Origin of the sequence: Flavobacterium nitrogenifigens (genome assembly GCF_003254565.1) — a bacterium.
GTDB lineage: Bacteria > Bacteroidota > Bacteroidia > Flavobacteriales > Flavobacteriaceae > Flavobacterium > Flavobacterium nitrogenifigens.
This window is the reverse complement of sequence record NZ_QJRI01000179.1, coordinates 281,060-300,583: the sequence shown is the minus strand read 5'-3', so window position 1 is coordinate 300,583 and position 19,524 is coordinate 281,060. Positions and strand designations below refer to the sequence as shown.

Below are 19,524 nucleotides of genomic sequence, written 5' to 3'. Positions count from 1 at the left end.
TTTTACATTTAATCTTGTTTGAGATTTCATTCAGAAATTTTTAAACCTCAAAACTATCTAGTTATGAAACCACAACTGTCTATTTTCTTTATTCTATTTTCTATTTTCTCAATAGGACAAACCAAAGTGAAAGACACCATAACACGAAGAGCCAATATAGGTTTTATACAAAACGGAAATCAGGTTTCTTTTAAACCTGAAACACCACCTTTGATTCCGATTGCGGGCGCGCCAAAACCCAGCTATTCTTATTTATGGGAATTGGGAGATGGACATTACAGTAAAGAAGCCGAACCTAAACATGTTTATAAAAATAAAGGAACTTACACCACAAGACTTGCTGTAACGAATAATTACGATAACGGAAAACCTCCTGCAACTCGCCCGAAAAAAGTGGCCATAAATGACATAACAGATACCAATTATAAAGACATTGCTTCTATTGCCGATCAAAACGGTTTTGCGATTGTTAAAAACTGTGATCCAATTCCAGAGCAGGAAATGGTAGTTGTAGTAAGTTATCAAAATCTTGAAAATTATGTTTCTAGTGGAAAGCTTTATTTGTTTTACAATGAAAAGCAATTCAAACACAATAATTTCGAATTAAGCGATTTCAGAACGTATGCAGGCGAACGTGAAGTGAAAGAAAATCTCGTTGCTGCGGTTGATGATTTAAATGATTCGAATACTTTTTTGGCTTCCGCCGAAGGAAATTTCAAGACCAAAAAATACAGAAATACCACAACCGAAGAAGATTTGGATGCTTCTCTTTTAGACGCCCATAAAATCTATCACAATGTTTCGATTTTAGAATTTGATGATGCGAATCCGGGAGAAACGAGAAATGTGTTTTATACTTTCAAAACGACTCCCGAAATGATTAAGGATACGAGTGCAACGGTTACCATGAGAGGAATTTTTGTCCCAAATAGAAGTTATAAAAACCATAAAGTGAAAAATCTGGAAATGGAAATTGTGACTTCTCACGATCCAAACAAAATGGGTTCTAACGGAAGTTTTATGAATTACAGATTAGTGCGTTTTAAAAGAGTAAATTTTAAAACCCGTTTTCAGAATAATGGCGAAGGTCCAGCGAGAAAAATTCGTTTAGAAACCGATGTTCCTGATATGTTTGACAAAAAGACTTTTCAGATTGAAAGCATGTATCCCGAATGTCCGATTTGTCCAAAAGGTGAAGAACCAACTGTTAGCTGTCTCGATACGATCATCAAACAGAAACAGATTATTTTTACTTTTAAAAACATTTATCTTCCTGGAAGCGAACAGAAAAATGTTCATGAAAAAGATTCTACAAAAGGTTTTGTAAAATACTCGATGAAGTTTGGCGAAGATTTTCATAAGGTAAAAACCAAAAGCCGAACTGCCATTATTTTTGATAAAAACGAACCCATCATTACCAATTATGCCACTACCCGATTCTTACCTGGAATTTCGATTGGTGCAAAAGCGGGTTATAATTTTTATTCTGATTTAGATAAATCGACGAGCTATTTTGTCGGTGCCACGCTTTCGCCCTTTAAATCATATCGTTTTTATTGGCAAGTAGAATGGGAAAATGCTTTAAACAAGTACGATAGCGAAGTAAATATCTTCGAAGAATTTAATACAAATGCCAACGGAACCAGACAATTGGTACGCACCACAACTGCCACCGAAAATAAAAATGTCAATTGGGAAATTCCTGTTTTAATTCGATACAACATCAACAACTACATTGGAGTTGGAGCGGGAATTCAGGCGAATGTAAATGTTTATTCAGAACAAAATCAGACAATCACAGTCGATACTTTTGAAAGCGAGAAAGGAAACTTTTTAATCAGTTCGAATACGAGTTCTAATACGATAAAAAACAATTTCTCGGGTTTTAAAACTGGACTTTTATTTGATTTAACAGCTGGTTTTGCGAGAATCGGACCAAGTTTGGGCGCGCGTTATGTGATTAATTTTGAACAGAATTTTAATTATTTTCAGGTTTATGGAATTTGGAAATTTTAGAGGTTATCCCGCAAAGATGTACAAAGGTTGCACAGAAATACACAAAGAATTTTTTGCCGCGAATTTCACTAATTTCCACTAATTTTAAGTAATGTTATTTTGAGTTTCGATTTGTGAAAATTCGTGAAATTCGTGGCAAAAACAATTTAATATGAACTTACATCACTTATATGGTTTTATTTTCCTTTTCCTGAGTCTGAATGTTTTCGGACAAAGTCAGGAAGATAAAATATATAATGCTGTTGATAGTTTTACTGCAAATCCTTCCGCGAAAGCGTTACAGAATTTAAGAAACATAGAAAGTGATTTCTGGAAAAGTGCAAAGCCTAAAACCAAAGATGAACTATTAGCAATTGTTATTTTAAACTGCAATAAAGCCTATTATGAAAATCAGTTTGGACAAAATTTGGATGCCGTAAAAAGCTATGAAAAAGCTTGGATGATTTATCAGAAAAACAAATTAAAAAACTATGATATTGTAGAATTCTGTCTCAAGCCTTTAGGCAATTTATACACTGTTTTGGGCGATTATGAAAATGCCGAAAACACTATAAAACAATATTATTTTATTGCCAGTCAGCAGAAAAATAAAACGCAAAAAACTGCCGCAATTCTTAATCTTTCAAATGTTTATCAGAATACTGGAAACGTTTATAAAGCGATAGATTTAATTGAAAAGACAATTCAGACCGAAAAGCTTTCTAATAAAGAAAAAGGGCTTTTGCTGAATAATTTAGGAACAAACTATACTTTATCGTCTAAAAAATCGGAAGCAGAAACTTCCTTTTTAAAAGCGGTTTCTCTTTTAAAAAATGACAAATCGCAAACTGAAACTTTAGCAAATGCATATCGAAATCTGGCACAGCTGAAAGTAAATGAAAATGATTTTGCAAAAGCATCAGAATACTTCGAAAAAGCCAAAACTGAATTCAATAAAACGCCAAACAGAGAACCTAGAAAAATCGGACAGTTTTACTTTGAAGCGGCTTTTATTGCTTTCAGCGAAGGAAAATTATCGGAAGCGCAAGAAAATATCGCATTAATATTCAAAACGCTTCTTCCATCTTTTTCGAATTCCAAAAACAGACTGCCAAATCAGAATTCGCTTTATGCGGAAACTGTTTTATTAGATGCTTTAGATTTACAGGCTTTGATTTTTTTAGCTGAAAATCAGCCTAAAAATGCCTTGAAAAGTTTCGGACTTTCCTTCAAAATTGAAGAAATGATTCAGTCGCTTTTGGTTTATGAAAATTCTAAAATTATAACGCAGGTCAGAAACCGAAACCGTACTGAAAAATGCATCGAAATCTATCTTTCTCTTTTTGAAAAAGAGAGAAAAATGAGCTATTTGGAAAGTGCTTTTCTGCTTTCGGAACAAACAAAATCTGTGGTTTTAAAGAATCATTTAAAAAACTTAGAAACAGTTTCAAGAGAGGAAAAACTGATTTTACAGCAATTGCAAAATTGGAATACTACAATTTTAAAAGAACAGCAAAAACTGGAATTGGCCGATATTTCGAAAATCAATGAGGCGGTTAAAAAGCAGAATGAATTGATGCTGCTTTTGAAAACCAAACAAAGTAAAACGGGTTCAAAAAAGAATCCGAGCTTTAATCTTTCTGGACTTTACGCCAAATTAGAAAAAGACAATGCTATAGTAATAGAATACTTTTTTGGAGCTCACTGCATTTATAATTTTACTCTGGAAAATAAAAAAATCGCATTACATAAAATTGAAACTGAAAAGAATGCTTTTCCAGAATTGCTTTCTTTTATTGGGCTTTTTAAAGATCCTTCGGTTATCGTAAATAATCCAAAAAAATACAATCAGTTGGGAAATAAGGTTTATAAAAAACTTCAAATTCCTAATGAACAAAAGCATAAAAACTTAATCATAATTCCAGACGGCATTCTATCTTTTCTGCCTTTTGAGGCATTAATAAATGAAACATCAAATACTTCAAATTTTACCAAAATGCATTATCTGCTCGATAAATTTGATGTTGCTTACAATAACTCGGCTGAATTATATCTTAATACTAACACGCTTTCAAACAATAAAAAGAGCATTTTAGGAGTCTTTCCAATTTTTGCAAAAACCAATTACGAACTTCCTTTTTCAAAAAATGAATTGCAATCGATACAACATAATTTTAAAGGACAGTTTTTTGAAAATGAAAATGCTAGTTTTTCAAACTTTAAGAATAATTCAATTGGAAAATCAATTATTCACCTCAGCACACATGCCTCTTCAGGCGATTTTGAAATTCCAGCCAGCATTAAATTTTATGATCAGGAAATCTTATTTTCTGAATTGTACAATTTAAAATTGAACCCTGATTTAGTGGTTCTAAGCGCCTGCGAAACCGGAATTGGAAAATTATATAAAGGCGAAGGCGCTATGAGTGTTGCTAGAGGTTTTCAGTTTGCAGGAGCGCAGAATCTTTTGTTTTCTTTGTGGAATGTCAACGACTATACGACTTCAGTCTTTATGGATTATTTTTATAAAGATCTTAAACATAATTCTTCTTTTGTAAAGGCAACCGCAAATGCAAAAAGAGAATTTTTAAAAGATGAAAATATTCCAAATGCAAAAAAAACACCTTATTACTGGAGTGCTTTTGTATATTACGGCACTCTAGAAAAGCCTGAAAAGCAAACCAATTATATCTTGTATATCATTAGTTTTTTGGCGGTAATTGGCTTATTTTTGGGTTTCAATCATTACAGGAATGGAAAATCTTCACGAAATTCTCAAAATAGAGAAATACAAAAAAATAAAGTTCAAAATAACCAAAACACAGCATCTGCAGATTAAAGCCAAGATTAATGGCATTTCTGGCAATTTCATTTTAGATACAGGCGCATCAAACACTTGTGTGGGTTTTGAGTCTATTGAACGTTTTGAACTTTCTGCCAAAAACTCTAAAACAAAAGCTTCTGGCGCGGGAGGTACTGGAATGACAACTCAGATTTCATCTAAAAACAAATTGCAATTAGGAAGCTGGAAAAACAAAGATTTTAATATCGTAATTTTCGATCTTTCGCATGTTAATGAAGCTTTAGAATCTTTTAAAGCAAAAGCTGTTCACGGTATTATTGGCGCTGATGTTTTACTGGAAGGAAAAGCAATTATTGATTATTTTAACCATTATTTGTATTTGAAATAGAAATTCCAATAACAAAAATCCAAATTCCAAATAAAAAGCCTTCAAATGAAGGCTCTTTATTTTATTCTATTTCTTGCTGATTAATTTCTATTTTTGGAACGGCATGTTTTTTCAACGAAAAATAAGCTACAACTGTACTCAATAACATTAAAACTCCTCCTAAAATAAAAGGTGCTCCTGCAAATTTAAACGGCGCATCGTCATGAGTGAAAAAGTAAAATGTATTGGCCATCATTGGCGGGCCAATAATCGAAGAAGCACTCATTAAACTGGTTAAAGTTCCTTGAATTTCTCCTTGTTCACTTGGTGCTACCTTGCTTGCAACAACAGATTGCAAAGCTGGACCAGCGATTCCGCCAAGACAATATGGAATTAAAAACACAAACATCATCCAGCTTTCTGTTGCAAAAGCAAACAATAGCATTCCGATGGTATATAATGCTAAACCAATGTAAATGCTTTTCTCATTTCCTATTTTCGGATTGATGTAACGAACTAATCCTCCTTGTACAACTCCAACCAATAATCCGATTATTCCTAACGAGATTCCGATCATTCTTTCATCCCAATTAAATTGATAAATGGTAAAGAAACTCCAGTTGCTTTGCACAGCATGAGAACCTACATACAAGAGGAATATTGCGACAATTAAACCAATTAATGTTGGATGTTTTCTTAATCCTAAAATAGCTCCAATTGGGTTGGCACGTTTCCAATCAAAAGGTCTGCGGTTTTCTTTTTTAAGTGATTCCGGTAAAATGAAAAATCCGTAAAGAAAATTCACCATACACAAAATTGCGGCTGCATAAAAAGGAACTCGAGATCCATATTGCCCTAAAAGTCCACCAATAACGGGGCCGATGATAAACCCTAACCCAAAAGCAGCGCCTACTAATCCGAAGTTTTTTGCTCTGTTTTCAGCTGTGCTAACGTCGGCAATATAAGCCGAAGCGGTTGTAATACTAGCACCTGTTACACCTGCGATAATTCTTCCAATAAAAAGCCAGATAATGGTTGGCGAAAATGCCAATAAAAGATAATCTAACGAAAATCCGAAAAGAGAAATTAAGATAATTGGTCTTCTTCCGAATTTATCACTCAAATTTCCAATTACGGGAGCAAATACAAACTGGGTTATCGCATACGCGAAAGTCAACCAGCCTCCAATCTTTGCGGCTTCGCTGATGTCTCCGTGAATTAATTCTTCGATTAATTTTGGTATTACAGGAATAATAATTCCCCATCCTGTAATGTCTATTAACATGGTTATAAAAATAAAACCAATTGCTGCTGACTTATCTTTTTGTAGCATAATAATTTTTGTAAGGTGATGCAAATAAACGAAAAAGCTGACATTTTTTAATACGATCTTTTTAATTCACAATAAAAAAATCCCAAATTCCAATTTGGAGGAATCTGGGATTTTTCATTGTGAAATTCCGAATTCGGGCTCGGAATTTCACTATCAAAAATTAAAACTATTAATGAGTATGTTTAGGATTAAAACCATCTTCACTTAATTCTGTTGGTGTATAATCAGCATGCATTTCTGCTTCGTAGTCGATTTTTTCACCTTTAGAGAATTTTCTAATGATTTTCTCCATAATATCATAGATTACAGGAACCACAATTAACGTAAGGAATAATGAAGAAATCAAACCTCCAATAATTACCCATGCCAATCCGTTTTTCCATTCTGCTCCTGCTCCAGATGCTAATGCAATTGGGAACATACCAAATACCATCGCAATTGTTGTCATCAAGATCGGACGTAAACGTGCGTGGTTTGCTTGAATCAAGGCATTTCTAATTGATTCTCCAGCTGCTCTTCTCTGATTGGTATAATCGACAAGCATGATCGCATTCTTACACACCAGACCAATCAACATGATTACCCCTAAGATGGTAAAGATATTTAAGGTATTGTTTGTTAATGCCAGTGCAAATAAAACTCCAATGAACGAAAGTGGGATAGCAAATAATACGACAAACGGGTGAACGAAACTGTCATATAATCCAACCATTACAAGGTAAACCAAAATAATAGCGGCTAATAATGCGATTCCTAAAGTACCAAATCCTTCAGATTGGTTCTCTTGGTCACCACCCCAGATGTAATTAACTCCTGTTGGTTTTTGCAATTTATCTAATTTTGCTTGCCATTGCTGAACGATTGTTCCTGCTGGAACCCCAACGTTCTGACCTTGTACAGTTACAGAAGCTGTTTTATCTCTACGCTCCAATTTACTTGGCCCAGAACCTTCTGTAATTGTTGCGAATTGGTTTAATTTAATCTGCTGCCCAGCGTTGTTGATGAAAATCAAGTTACTAACGTCTGTGATGTTTTTTCTATCAAATTCGTTGTATTTAATGTTGATGTCATACTCGTATTCACCAGCTCTAAATTTACCATCTGTATTACCACTGTAAGCTGTCTGCATGGTTAAACCAACTGTTTGAAGTGTTAATCCTAACGCAGCCATTTTATCTCTATCAACTTGAACGTTGATCTCAGGGTTTCCGTCCTCAACTGTTAATTTAATCTCAGTTGTTCCAGGAATAGTACGCAATTCTGCTTCGGCAAGTTTAGCAAATTTCATGGCGCTTTCTACGTTTGGACCTGTTACAATCAAACCTAAAGTTGCATCCTCAGCAGTACCTAAGATACCTACAGGAACTGTTTTTACTTTTGCTCCAACTAAAACTTTTTCCAGTTTACGTTTTACTTTTGCAGCGTATACGTTGGCATCATCTGTACGATCTTTTTGATCGATCATTTTAACGTCAATCTCCGCTTTGTACGCAGTTGCCTGAGCAGCTCCTAAACCTTCACTGGTTTGACCAACTGTAGTAATTTGGCTGAAAACATATTTCTCTCCTTTTAAGAAAGCTTCTGCTTTTTGCGTCATAAAGTTAGTTTGCTCTAACGAAGCATCTTTTGGCATCTCAATTTGTACTAAGAACTCACCACTATCAGATGATGCGAAGAACTCTCCTCCAATATATCCACCTCCCATTAACCAGAAGATTGTACCAAAGAACATTACAAGGATAACTCCCATTGTTTTAATGTAGTGATCTAAACACCAGTTAAGTAAGTTTGATACCCAGTTTGTAAAACGAGTCAAGTAGCTTTCGAAACCAAGAATAATTTTTCCGAAAAGGTTTTTACCTTCAATATGCTCCAATTTTCCGAAACGTGATGATAACCACGGAATAATTGTAAATGAAGCCAATAATGAGAACATTGTAGAAATAATTACCGTAACACAGAACTGTGTAATAATGTTCGATACCAATCCTGTACTCATTGCAATCGGTAAGAACACCACCACAATTACTAAAGTAATCGAAGTTACAGTTGCACCAATTTCGGCAGTTCCGTCATAAGCGGCACGAATTCGGCTTTTACCCATCTCCATGTGTCGGTAAATATTTTCCAATACCACAATCGCGTCATCCACAAGAATACCAACCACAAGAGATAAACCAAGTAAAGACATTAAGTTAAGCGTGTAACCTAACAAATAAATTCCAATAAATGTCGCAATCAAAGATGCTGGAATAGATACCATTACGATCAATGAGTTTCTAATACTATGCAAAAAGAACAACATTACGAATGCTACCAGAATAACCGCAATCAATAAATCGTGTACAACAGAATCTGCTGCTTCAAGAGTAAAGACAGTACTGTCTTTTGCTACTTCTAATTTTAATTGAGCCGATTTATAATCGCTCTCTAATGTTTTAATTGTTTTAATCAACTGCTCACTTACCGCAACGGCATTAGCATCTGATTGTTTTACAATTTGAAGTACAATTGCACTTTTTTGATCTACACGCGCAATTTTCTCTGCGATTTTTTGTGTATCCTGAACATCTGCAATTTCTCCTAAACGAATTTGAATTCCGTTTTGAGAAGAAACCACTAAGTTTCTTAATTCGTCAACATTTTTATATTTACCCGCTAAACGGATTAAGATTTTTTGGTTACGAGTTTGAATATTACCCGTTGGGAAATCTAAGTTAGAACTTAAAATAGTTTGCTGCACTTGCGGAACTGAAAGTCCGTAACCTTGCATTTTTACTGCATCAAGGTTTACCTGAATCTCACGCTCTTGACCACCAATAATGTTTACCTGAGCAACCCCTTGTACACGAGATAAAACTGGCGCAATCTTTTTATCGATCAAATCGTAAAACGCTGCTTCGTCCATTTTACCATTCGCGCCAAGCGTCATAATTGGTAAATCACTCAAAGAGAATTTAGTCAATGACGGTGGATCTGCATCATCTGGTAAGTCACTCAAAATCGCGTTGATTTTACGTTGAGCATCATTCATCGAAATATCAACATTCGCGTTTGAAGTCAATGTGATCGATACAATCGAAAGACTCTCATAAGATTTCGAATCGATTTTTTTGATATTTTCAAGAGACGCAATCGCATCTTCAATTTTCTTTGTCACTGTATTTTCAACCTCACTTGGAGAAGCTCCAGGATATACAGTTGAAACCGTAATTACGTTGGTTTCGAATTTTGGGATCAGCTCGTAGCCTAATTGGCTGTAACTGAACAATCCACCTAGTGTCAGAATTGTAAACAATACAATTACCAACGACGGACGTTTTATGGATATTTCGGCTAATTTCATATATTTTGTTTTAGGCTATAAGCTATACGCTGTAGGCTTTAGGCATTTTTGGAAGGCTTAAAGTTTATTGCTTACCACTTAAAGCGGTACAATTATTTAATAATTTCTACTGTATTTCCGTCTTGTAAGTTGATTTGACCCGTAACAATTACAGTTTCTCCGTCATTTAAACCATTGATGATTTCAACTTTATCTCCTAAAATTCTTCCTGCTACTACTTTTCTTAATTTAGCAACGCCGTTTTCTACAACAAAAATTTCATTACTGCTCACACTACCAACAAATGCATTTCTAGGAACCACTTTCAAGTTTTGCTTTTGGCTTTTAGCACCAAAGTTTGCCGTTCCGTACATACCTGCTTTTAGGTCGTTGTTAGCATTGTTTGTAATTTCAATTTCAACAGGGAAATTTAAAGAAGCATCTGCTTTTGCAGCGATAAAAGTAATTTTTCCGCTAAATGATTTATCAGGATAAACACTTGCTGTAATGTCTACAGTTTGTCCTAATTTTAAACTAGCAACTTGAGTTTCGTTTACTGTAACCGTCAATTTTAATTTAGAAACATTTACAATATCAAATAAAGCAGTTGCAGGCATTCCAGCTAAAATAGATCCTGGTTCGATATATTTTTTATTGATATATCCATTAATTGGAGCTTTTACTCTTGTATCTCCAACATTAATTTTAGCTTGAGTATAGTTAGATTGAGCATTAGTTAAAGCTAATTTTGCTTGATCTAATTGCTGTTTAGTAACTCCGCCAGTTTTGAAAGCGTTTTCATATCTAGCATAATCAGATTTTGCATTTTGATATGCTGCTTCAGCTGCTTGAGCATTTACATTGATAACATCACCTCTTACAGTTAAAAGAGTTTGACCTACTCTTACATAGTCACCTTCTTTAACTAAAACACTAATTACTTTTCCAGATTTTTCAGCAGAGAAAGTCAATTCCTGAATTGGTGCGAAGTTTCCGTTTGCAGTAAAACCTAAGTTAACATCTTCTGTTTTTACTGTAGCCACTTTTACAGAAACTGCTGCGTTTTTTTCTGCTACAATTGCAGTTTTCGCTTCGTTTTCTGCTTTGTTCTTATTTAAAATGTAGCTAACTCCAAAAAAAGCTACAATTATGATTACGACTGTTATAATTATTTTCTTCATTGTAATAATTTGTTATTTAGTAAGAGATTTAAGTTCGCCTTTCGATTTGATTAGAGATATTTCGGCAATTTTATAATTTAAAACTGCTCTTGTAAAGTTATTTTGAGCTTCAAGTGATGCATTTTCAGCGTCTAGCAAATCGGTTAAAGATGCTAAACCTTGAAGATAATTGTTTTTGGTATTTCCTAAAATTTCTAACGCTAAACGCATATTTTCTCTCTGATTTTCAATAGTCACAAGATTATTATTAATCTGAGCCATTGCATTTCTATAATCTAAATCAAGAGAAAGTTTTGTGTCTTTAATGTCTTCTTGCAACTCTCTGATTTGAACATCAGCCTGTCTTACTTTTGCACGAGTTCCGAAACCTGTAAAGATTGGCACGTGTAAGTTTAAAGCAATTGCAGAGAAATCTGACCAATACACTCCTTTTTCTGGTTTTGCAAACCAAGGCATTTCAGGTCCTTGTCCAATATAATTGTAACCTGCAGACAATGAAAGTGTAGGATAATAACCTGCTTCAACCGCTTTTTTATTGAATACTAAAAGTTCTTCTTGTTTTTTCAAAAGCAAATATTCTGTTCTGTTTTCAATATTTGGCTCTTGTGTTAAAGCAGCTGGTACAACTTCAAATTCTTCTTTTGGCATAACGATTTGAGTTTCGATAGGCATACCCATATAAAACTTCAATGCATTTTCCTGTAATTCGATCTGATTTTTAACTTGTTGGCGATCTGTATCAATGTTAGACATTTTTACGATAATACGATCTAAGTCAATTTTTTTAGCTAAACCATTATTAAACTGCCCTTGAACAATATCACGAACTTTTTCTGTATTTACATAGTTACTATCTAATAGAATAAGTCTTTCTTTTTGTACATAAACTGAATAATAGTTATTTGCAACTCTTTCAATAACTTGTTCTTCTGTCAATTGATCATTTATCTGATAAAACTCACGAGTCGTTTTTGCAGCTCTTAAACCTGTAAAAACAGATTGATCAAATAATGCCTGAGTTAAAGAAAGCCCTGCAGTTGAAGTCCATTTCTGTCCAAATGCTGCCTGAATTGTAGTTCCTGGCTGTCCAAAACCTGCACCGTCGATAACTGTAGTCTGAATTACCGGATTATACGTTAAACTTCCGTTTGCACTAATTTGTGGCAAAGCTCTCGAACGTATTTCCTGAATCTGATACTCACTATTCTCTACCTGAAGCTTTGCTTTTTTAGCATCGGCTTTATTTTGAAGCGCATAATTGACCGCGTCTTTCAGGGTTAAAGTGGTTTGTGCGTTGACAGACAAGCCAATGGTGCACAAAAATATAAGAAGGATTCTTTTCATAAGTAGTTAAATATTTATTTTTTAAATTTTGAGATAGTACCGCCATTTTCCATCCTCACTCAGAATAATGACGATTGAATATATTTGGATGAATTAATTATTTATTCTTTTTAGTTGCTTTTCTAATTCCTCTACTCCTTTTAAAGTTGCCATTGCGCGAGTATGATATTCTAATGCTTCCAGCTCAATTCTTTGTGCTTCGCTTTCAGAAACGGTGTTTTCGTTTATATGAAAAACCAGTGTATAATAAAACTTCACATAAACCTCTATATTCAAATCGCTTCTGTAAAGACCTTCACGAATTCCCTTTTCAATATTTTCTCTAAACATCTGTGTACATTGATCAATTTCGAATGAAAGAATATTTTGATAGATCTCAGGGTAATGTTTTTTGAGCTGATAAATTGGCGAAGTATCAATGTTATTTTTAAACATGTCGCGGAACATTTCTCTAATCTCAAAATTCTCATGAATAGCATTAAAATTCTTTGCAATAATGGTATCCATGATTTCGTGTACCTGGCCATGAACCAGCGAAGTGCTTTCTTCAATCAAAACTTCTTTATTGCAGAAATACTTGTAAATCGTTTTTTTCGAAATACACATTTCGCCTGCAATATCGTCCATTGTAACACTCTTAAAACCAAGCTTTAAAAACAACTCGCTTGCTTTTGCTATAATCTTCTCTTTCATTTTAAATTCTCGATTGCATCACAAATATACTTTGGAAACTAAAATTAAAAAAATAGTTTCCTGTTAATTTGTAATAATTTTACATCAAATTATTGATTTGGTAAGATTTATATGCTAAATTCTAAATTTGCTATAAGTTTAATGTCTTTACCTAAAGCAGCACCCGAAGCGTGGTTGAAAGAACTGTAATCTAAACCAAAGTCCTCACGTTTGATGTTTCCTTTGATTTCAAAAGCCACTTTCTTTTCTCCGTTATAAATATTTTCCCCTAGAAATTCAGCATCCAATTCAACTACTCTGGTGATATCTTTTATAGTTAAATCTCCTTTAAAAAAATTGATGTTCTGATTTACTTTTTGAAACGATGTCGATTTGAAACTGATAATTGGGTGCTCATCTTCTTCAAAAAAATCCTGAAGCTGTAAATAAGCATCTATAGATTGGAAACTTTCATTTTTGTTATTGATATCTAATGAGAATTCGACAGAAGCGTCTTCAATCTCATTATCTTCAATATTTACATACCCATCAAATTTATTTGAGTCTCCTCCCAAATAAGCAGTTCTTGATCGTCTCATTTTCAATAAAACATCTGATTGGCTAGAATCTAAGGTCCATTTTGTTTTCATAAATAGCTGATTTAATTGATTTTAAGAATCATTAAAACTCTTCATGGAAACTTTTACAGTGTTCTTAGTTTCCATTTTATTGCTGCAAATATAGACAGGAAACTCTGAATACCAAAAAAGTTTCCAAGTTTTTTATGAAAAATTTTAACATCTTAGAAATGAGACGGATTAAAAGCCTGTTTAAAGTGATTCATACGCTTTTAACATTTCATCCTTAGAAATTCATATTTGAATTGTATCTTTGAGCCGCGAAATCAGAATTTATTATGCACGATATAAGTCAGTACCAGGATTTTTTTATCAATTATCTACAAAGCCAAAACATACATAAAGAACCTAAAAATCTTTACGAACCTATAGAATATATTTTAGGACTTGGAGGAAAACGCATTCGTCCAGTTTTAACTTTAATGGCCGCAGAGGTTTTTGATACTGATTATTCGATTGCGCTTCCGGCAGCAATGGCGGTTGAAGTTTTTCATAACTTTTCGCTAGTTCATGATGATATTATGGACGATGCGCCTTTAAGAAGAGGACAAGTTACTGTGCATGAAAAATGGGACTTAAACACTGGAATCCTTTCGGGAGATGCCATGCTGATTTTGGCTTACCAGTATTTTGAGCAATATGAGCCGATTGTTTTTAGAAACCTTGCCAAATTATTCAGCAAAACAGCGCTTGAAGTTTGCGAAGGACAGCAATGGGATGTAGATTTTGAGGACCGTAAAGATGTTACCATTCCTCAATATCTTAAAATGATTGAATACAAAACAGCTGTTTTGGTTGCCGCTGCCATGAAAATGGGCGCAATTGTAGCTAAAACTTCTGAAAAAGAAGCAGATTTAATTTACGATTTCGGATTAAATTTAGGATTAGCTTTCCAACTTCAAGACGATTATCTAGATGCTTTTGGTGACCCAGAAACTTTTGGAAAACAAGTTGGAGGCGATATTATTGAAAACAAAAAAACCTATTTATATCTAAAAGCTTTAGAGTTTTCTACTGAGGAAAAAGCTTCAGCATTAGAAAAATTATTCACGTTACAATTAGAAGATAATTCAGAAAAAATAGAAACGGCAAAAACCATTTTTAACGAATCTGGAGCATCACGCGCCACGCAAGAAGCTATTGAAATGTATACTTTAAAAGCCTTTGAAACCTTAGAAAAAATGGATATTAATTCTGAAAAAAAGGATATTCTAAGAACATTTGGCGAGAATTTAATGGGACGTAAAGTTTAGTATTCAGGAAAAAATCTACAATCATAAATCAGCAATCTAAAATCTAAAATCACATGTTTGTAGCACCAGTAAATACCGAATCATTATTAGCGCAAGCGCAAGCAGAGACTTTATACCTTAGTCTTATTGAACAGCTTAATAAAGATTTTAATTTAGCAAATGAAGGAATCGATTTTCCGTTAAGCATTTCGCCAGATGAATTAAAAATTCAGCTTCACGAAAAAGTCTACAGAATGATTCAGTACAAATTTGCTGAATATTTAAATCTACTTTACATCATTGACGTTCCCGAAAATGAAATCAAACAATTAGATGGTTCTGATTTAGTTATTTTGGCTGAACAAGTTGCTTTCTTGATTTTGAAAAGGGAATGGCAGAAGGTGTGGTTCCGCAACTATTATAAATAAGGTTCTAAGATACTGAGATGCTAAGGTTCTAAGGTTTTTTCATTGGGACGAACGATATTATGCAATTTATCTAATTCCTCAAAAAGCCCAAAATACTGGGTATCAATTTTACTTCCAATAATTTGGAAACGGCCACATTCAAAACAAATCTTAGCTATACCCACTGTCTTTTCTTTCTTTTTAAAAATAAAGATATCTCGATATTGAGCACTGCAGGCATATCCATCTTTCATTAACGAATCTTTTTCGCTAAATATATCTTCGATTTCCTTTTGCTTCTTAATCGATAATTTTGATTTTTTATAACTATGATTTAATAAAGTTTTCTCAAAATCAACTTTTGGAATACTTTCTGGATAATCAAACTCATAAATATCAATTAACTCTCTTTCTTTTGCATTTGGATTATCCTTACGGACTAATCCATAATAATCATCATCTGAAAAATTCAAATAATAATGATCAACTATGTTTGCATCAAAAAAAGGTCGCAATTCCTTTTTTGCAACCTTTTCACTATTGACATCGGACTTCTTAGAATTATTACAGCTTAAAAGTACAATTGCCGTAATTATAAAAATAACTTTCTTCAAATTTTCGCTTTAAAAAACCTTAGAATCTTAGCATCTCAGTCCCGATAGCTATCGGGATAGCATCTTTAGAAATAAACTCTCACAAAAGGCATAAATCCAGAGCCATAAAGACTTTTATTAGGATCATACAAGACATCGTAACGTGCTCCAATAGTCACATTTCCTGTTCTATAACCTGCTCCTAGATATAGTGCAGTATTCCAATAACTATCTGAATAGGAAGGATAATAACGACCATAAATATCATATCCTGCTTCATATTGGCTATCGACTCTTACTTGCTCTAATTCAGCTGACAACTGGATTTCGGGGATTGGATTTACTAAACCTATAAGGCTTCCTCCCCAAACGAAAGATTCGTAATAATTTTTTTGATATAAATAGCCAAATTGAAGACCTGCTCCAACTGCTGCAATTTCGTTAACATTATAAATGGCACTTGGCATTACAGAAATATTGGTGTATCCTGAACCAAACCCGAGACCTAAACCTCCTCCAAATTGAACTTTTTCCCAAAAATGGTTACTGTTGTCTATGACATATTTTTGCTGCGCAATACTATAACTTGAAAACAAGACCGCCAAAATCACAAAAAAATATCTGAAATCGATTGAAAATTGAATTTTATTCATAGTTAACGTTTATTTTAACAAATTTTTACGTAAAAGTACGTAAAAAAAAGATTTAAATAAATGCGATTGTTGTACTTTTGCCTTTCTATATAACAAAAAGTATATTCACTCATATTATGGATAGGTTTTCATTTTTAAACGCAGCGCATACTGAGTTTTTTGCACAATTATACGATCAATATTTAGTTAACCCAGACAGCGTTGAGCCTAGCTGGAGAAGTTTCTTTCAAGGTTTTGACTTTGGGCAAACGACTTATAATGACGAAAATCCGGTGCAAACGATCGTTGAGTACGTGACTAGCGATAACACAGATTACAGTCAGATTTCTGAAAAACTAAAGAAAGAATTTAACGTTCTTAAATTAATTGACGGATACCGTACGCGCGGGCATTTATTCACGAAAACAAATCCTGTTCGTGACCGTAGAACTTCATCTCCAACTTTGGATATCGAGAACTTTGGATTATCTACAGCAGACCTTTCAACTGTTTTTGATGCAGCTCAAACAATCGGAATGGCGCCATCTTCTTTGCAAGATATCGTAAATCGTCTAAAAGCTATTTACTGCCAGCATATCGGTATCGAGTACATGTACATTAGAAACCCTAATGTAGTAAAATGGATTCAGGATAAATTATCTGTAAATACGAATCAGCCGAACTTCTCGTCTGACGAAAAGAAAACGATCTTAAATAAATTAAACGAAGCTGTTTCTTTTGAGAATTTCCTTCATACTAAATATGTTGGACAAAAACGTTTCTCATTAGAAGGTGGAGAATCTATCATCCCAGCTCTTGACGCTTTGATCGAGCAAGCTGCTGAAAAAGGTGTTGAACAATTCGTAATGGGAATGGCTCACCGTGGTCGTTTGAACGTTTTGGCAAACATCTTCGGAAAATCTACTCAAGATATTTTTGGTGAGTTTGACGGAAAAGATTACGATCAAGAATATTTTGACGGTGACGTAAAATACCACTTAGGTCTTACTGCTGACAGAAAAACAAGATCTGGAAAAAGCATCAACATCAACTTAGCACCAAACCCTTCTCACTTAGAGACTGTTGGAGCTGTAATTGAAGGTATTACAAGAGCAAAACAAGAAAGACATTTCCCAGAAAATATTTCAAAAGTATTGCCAATCGCTGTTCACGGTGATGCGGCTATTGCTGGTCAAGGTATTTTGTATGAAATCATTCAAATGTCTTTATTGGACGGATACAAAACTGGCGGAACAATTCATATCGTGATCAACAACCAAGTTGGTTTTACAACAAACTACTTAGACGCTCGTTCTTCTACTTACTGTACAGACGTTGCCAAAGTAACGCTTTCTCCAGTATTACACGTAAATGCTGACGATGCTGAAGCTGTTGTTCACGCTGTATCTTTTGCATTAGACTACAGAATGCAGTTTGGACGTGACGTATTTATCGATTTATTAGGATATAGAAAATACGGACACAACGAAGGTGACGAACCACGTTTTACGCAGCCTGTTTTATATAAAATCATTGCTAAACATAAAAACCCAAGAGACATCTACGCAGAGAAATTACTTTCTGATGGCGTAATTGATGCTTCTTATGTGAATGCTTTAGAAAAACAATACAAATCTCAATTGGAGGAGAACTTAGAAGCTTCTCGTAAAAAAGATTTGACTATCATTACTCCATTCATGAAAAACGAGTGGGAAGGTTTTGTACAAGTTACAGACACGCAAATGCTTCAAAAAGTTGATACTTCTTATCCAAAAGAAAAATTAACTCAGATTGCAAATGCTATTTCTAATTTACCTGAAGACAAAAAATTCATCAGTAAAATTCAAAAATTAATCAACGACAGAAAAACAATGTTCTTCGAAACTAATCTTTTAGATTGGGGAATGGCAGAACATTTAGCATACGGATCTTTATTACAAGAAGGTTTTGATGTTCGTATTTCTGGACAAGACGTAGAAAGAGGTACTTTCTCTCACCGTCACGCTGTAGTTAAAGTTGAAGATTCTGAAGAAGAAGTAATCTTAATCAATAGCCTTGAAGACAAAAAAGGAAACTTTAATGTTTACAACTCTCACTTATCTGAGTATGGAGTTTTAGGTTTTGATTACGGATATGCATTAGCAAGTCCAAAAGCTTTAACAATCTGGGAAGCACAATTTGGAGATTTCTCTAACGGAGCTCAAATTATGATTGACCAATATATTTCTTGTGGTGAAGATAAATGGAACAACCAAAACGGTATCGTTCTTTTATTACCTCACGGATACGAAGGACAAGGTGCTGAGCACTCTTCTGCAAGAATGGAGCGTTACTTACAGCTTTGCGCAAGACATAATATGTATGTTGCAGATTGTACAACTCCTGCTAACTTCTTCCACTTATTAAGAAGACAATTGAAAACGAATTTCCGTAAACCATTGGTTGTATTTACTCCAAAAAGTTTACTTCGTGACCCAAGATGTGTATCTCCAGTAGAAGATTTAGTAAACGGAAGTTTCCAAGAAACAATTGATGATACTACAGTAAACAAAAAAGACGTTAAAACTCTAGTTTTCGTTACTGGTAAATTCTACTATGATATAACTGCAGAAAGAGAAAACAACGGAAGAAAAGACGTTGCAGTTGTTCGTATTGAGCAATTATTCCCTTTCCCAGTTGAGCAGATTAAAGAAATCATTGCAAAATATCCAAATGCTGATGATTATGTTTGGGCACAAGAAGAACCTAAAAACATGGGAGCTTACAGCTTTATGTTAATGAACTTTGATCTTGTAAAATGGAGATTGGCTTCATTAAAAGCATACTCTGCTCCTGCATCTGGAAGTTATACACGTGCTAAACGCCGTCACGCAGATGCAATTAGAATGGTATTCGATAAAAACTTATTTAGATAATTAAAAAATAATTGTTTCAAGTTTCATGTTTCGGTTTCAAGTGCAACAACTTGAAACTTGAAACTTGAAACCATAAAAACCTTAAAC

At 34.0% G+C, this 19,524-nt stretch carries 14 protein-coding genes; 6 read left to right on the top strand and 8 right to left on the bottom strand.

Annotated features, from left to right (window positions below):
* Nucleotides 1–63: 63 nt before the first annotated feature.
* The 3 genes from DM397_RS18505 to DM397_RS18495 all read left to right on the top strand — a co-directional run bounded on the left by DM397_RS18505 (nucleotide 64) and on the right by DM397_RS18495 (nucleotide 5,186).
* A complete protein-coding gene (locus DM397_RS18505; RefSeq protein WP_111378939.1) occupies nucleotides 64–2,016 on the top strand; it encodes a DUF7849 domain-containing protein in 1,953 nt (650 codons plus the stop codon).
* Nucleotides 2,017–2,167: 151 nt separating this feature from the next.
* Nucleotides 2,168–4,834: a CHAT domain-containing protein gene (locus tag DM397_RS18500; protein ID WP_111378938.1), complete on the top strand. Its 2,667-nt coding sequence runs from the start codon at nucleotides 2,168–2,170 to the stop codon at nucleotides 4,832–4,834.
* Complete coding sequence (locus DM397_RS18495) at nucleotides 4,749–5,186, top strand: retropepsin-like aspartic protease (RefSeq protein ID WP_111286215.1); 438 nt, start codon at nucleotides 4,749–4,751, stop codon at nucleotides 5,184–5,186. Before DM397_RS18500 ends, DM397_RS18495 begins: the two co-directional genes overlap by 86 nt.
* 61 nt (nucleotides 5,187–5,247) lie before the next feature.
* Here DM397_RS18495 and DM397_RS18490 read toward each other — a convergent pair whose 3' ends face one another.
* The 6 genes from DM397_RS18490 to DM397_RS18465 form a co-directional block, all read right to left on the bottom strand.
* Nucleotides 5,248–6,498, bottom strand: a complete 1,251-nt coding sequence (locus DM397_RS18490) for a TCR/Tet family MFS transporter (RefSeq protein ID WP_111378937.1) — start codon at nucleotides 6,496–6,498, stop codon at nucleotides 5,248–5,250.
* A gap of 169 nt (nucleotides 6,499–6,667) precedes the next feature.
* A complete protein-coding gene (locus DM397_RS18485; RefSeq protein WP_111378936.1) occupies nucleotides 6,668–9,844 on the bottom strand; it encodes an efflux RND transporter permease subunit in 3,177 nt (1,058 codons plus the stop codon).
* 92 nt (nucleotides 9,845–9,936) lie between these two features.
* The gene (locus DM397_RS18480; protein ID WP_111378935.1) at nucleotides 9,937–11,004 is read right to left on the bottom strand and encodes an efflux RND transporter periplasmic adaptor subunit; all 1,068 of its coding nucleotides are present in this window, start codon (nucleotides 11,002–11,004) and stop codon (nucleotides 9,937–9,939) included.
* Nucleotides 11,005–11,016: 12 nt separating this feature from the next.
* Complete coding sequence (locus DM397_RS18475; protein WP_111378934.1) at nucleotides 11,017–12,348, bottom strand: TolC family protein; 1,332 nt, start codon at nucleotides 12,346–12,348, stop codon at nucleotides 11,017–11,019.
* A 93-nt stretch (nucleotides 12,349–12,441) separates the two neighbouring features.
* Nucleotides 12,442–13,041: a TetR/AcrR family transcriptional regulator gene (locus DM397_RS18470; protein WP_111378933.1), complete on the bottom strand. Its 600-nt coding sequence runs from the start codon at nucleotides 13,039–13,041 to the stop codon at nucleotides 12,442–12,444.
* Nucleotides 13,042–13,148: 107 nt separating this feature from the next.
* Nucleotides 13,149–13,670 carry a YceI family protein gene (locus DM397_RS18465; protein WP_111378932.1) on the bottom strand — a complete coding sequence of 174 codons (522 nt, stop codon included), beginning with the start codon at nucleotides 13,668–13,670 and terminating at the stop codon, nucleotides 13,149–13,151.
* A 266-nt stretch (nucleotides 13,671–13,936) separates the two neighbouring features.
* Here DM397_RS18465 and DM397_RS18460 point away from each other — a divergent pair, with 266 nt between their 5' ends.
* Both DM397_RS18460 and DM397_RS18455 read left to right on the top strand, forming a co-directional pair.
* Nucleotides 13,937–14,911, top strand: coding sequence for a polyprenyl synthetase family protein (locus DM397_RS18460; RefSeq protein WP_111378931.1), 975 nt, complete (start codon nucleotides 13,937–13,939; stop codon nucleotides 14,909–14,911).
* A gap of 53 nt (nucleotides 14,912–14,964) precedes the next feature.
* Nucleotides 14,965–15,318 carry a hypothetical protein gene (locus DM397_RS18455; protein ID WP_111378930.1) on the top strand — a complete coding sequence of 118 codons (354 nt, stop codon included), beginning with the start codon at nucleotides 14,965–14,967 and terminating at the stop codon, nucleotides 15,316–15,318.
* Between the two features lie 20 nt (nucleotides 15,319–15,338).
* Here DM397_RS18455 and DM397_RS18450 read toward each other — a convergent pair whose 3' ends face one another.
* Both DM397_RS18450 and DM397_RS18445 read right to left on the bottom strand, forming a co-directional pair.
* The gene (locus tag DM397_RS18450) at nucleotides 15,339–15,911 is read right to left on the bottom strand and encodes a hypothetical protein (protein WP_111378929.1); all 573 of its coding nucleotides are present in this window, start codon (nucleotides 15,909–15,911) and stop codon (nucleotides 15,339–15,341) included.
* Between the two features lie 65 nt (nucleotides 15,912–15,976).
* The gene (locus DM397_RS18445) at nucleotides 15,977–16,543 is read right to left on the bottom strand and encodes a hypothetical protein (RefSeq protein ID WP_111378928.1); all 567 of its coding nucleotides are present in this window, start codon (nucleotides 16,541–16,543) and stop codon (nucleotides 15,977–15,979) included.
* Between the two features lie 116 nt (nucleotides 16,544–16,659).
* Here DM397_RS18445 and DM397_RS18440 point away from each other — a divergent pair, with 116 nt between their 5' ends.
* Nucleotides 16,660–19,437, top strand: coding sequence for a 2-oxoglutarate dehydrogenase E1 component (locus tag DM397_RS18440; RefSeq protein WP_111378927.1), 2,778 nt, complete (start codon nucleotides 16,660–16,662; stop codon nucleotides 19,435–19,437).
* Nucleotides 19,438–19,524: the final 87 nt, after the last annotated feature.

Bases quoted from the DNA above. Each gene is read 5' to 3' on its own strand.
- DM397_RS18505 (WP_111378939.1), top strand. From the start codon at position 64: ATGAAACCACAACTGTCTATTTTCTTTATTCTATTTTCTATTTTCTCA.
- DM397_RS18500 (WP_111378938.1), top strand. From the start codon at position 2,168: ATGAACTTACATCACTTATATGGTTTTATTTTCCTTTTCCTGAGTCTG.
- DM397_RS18495 (WP_111286215.1), top strand. From the start codon at position 4,749: ATGGAAAATCTTCACGAAATTCTCAAAATAGAGAAATACAAAAAAATA.
- DM397_RS18490 (WP_111378937.1), bottom strand. From the start codon at position 6,498: ATGCTACAAAAAGATAAGTCAGCAGCAATTGGTTTTATTTTTATAACC.
- DM397_RS18485 (WP_111378936.1), bottom strand. From the start codon at position 9,844: ATGAAATTAGCCGAAATATCCATAAAACGTCCGTCGTTGGTAATTGTA.
- DM397_RS18480 (WP_111378935.1), bottom strand. From the start codon at position 11,004: ATGAAGAAAATAATTATAACAGTCGTAATCATAATTGTAGCTTTTTTT.
- DM397_RS18475 (WP_111378934.1), bottom strand. From the start codon at position 12,348: ATGAAAAGAATCCTTCTTATATTTTTGTGCACCATTGGCTTGTCTGTC.
- DM397_RS18470 (WP_111378933.1), bottom strand. From the start codon at position 13,041: ATGAAAGAGAAGATTATAGCAAAAGCAAGCGAGTTGTTTTTAAAGCTT.
- DM397_RS18465 (WP_111378932.1), bottom strand. From the start codon at position 13,670: ATGAAAACAAAATGGACCTTAGATTCTAGCCAATCAGATGTTTTATTG.
- DM397_RS18460 (WP_111378931.1), top strand. From the start codon at position 13,937: ATGCACGATATAAGTCAGTACCAGGATTTTTTTATCAATTATCTACAA.
- DM397_RS18455 (WP_111378930.1), top strand. From the start codon at position 14,965: ATGTTTGTAGCACCAGTAAATACCGAATCATTATTAGCGCAAGCGCAA.
- DM397_RS18445 (WP_111378928.1), bottom strand. From the start codon at position 16,543: ATGAATAAAATTCAATTTTCAATCGATTTCAGATATTTTTTTGTGATT.
- DM397_RS18440 (WP_111378927.1), top strand. From the start codon at position 16,660: ATGGATAGGTTTTCATTTTTAAACGCAGCGCATACTGAGTTTTTTGCA.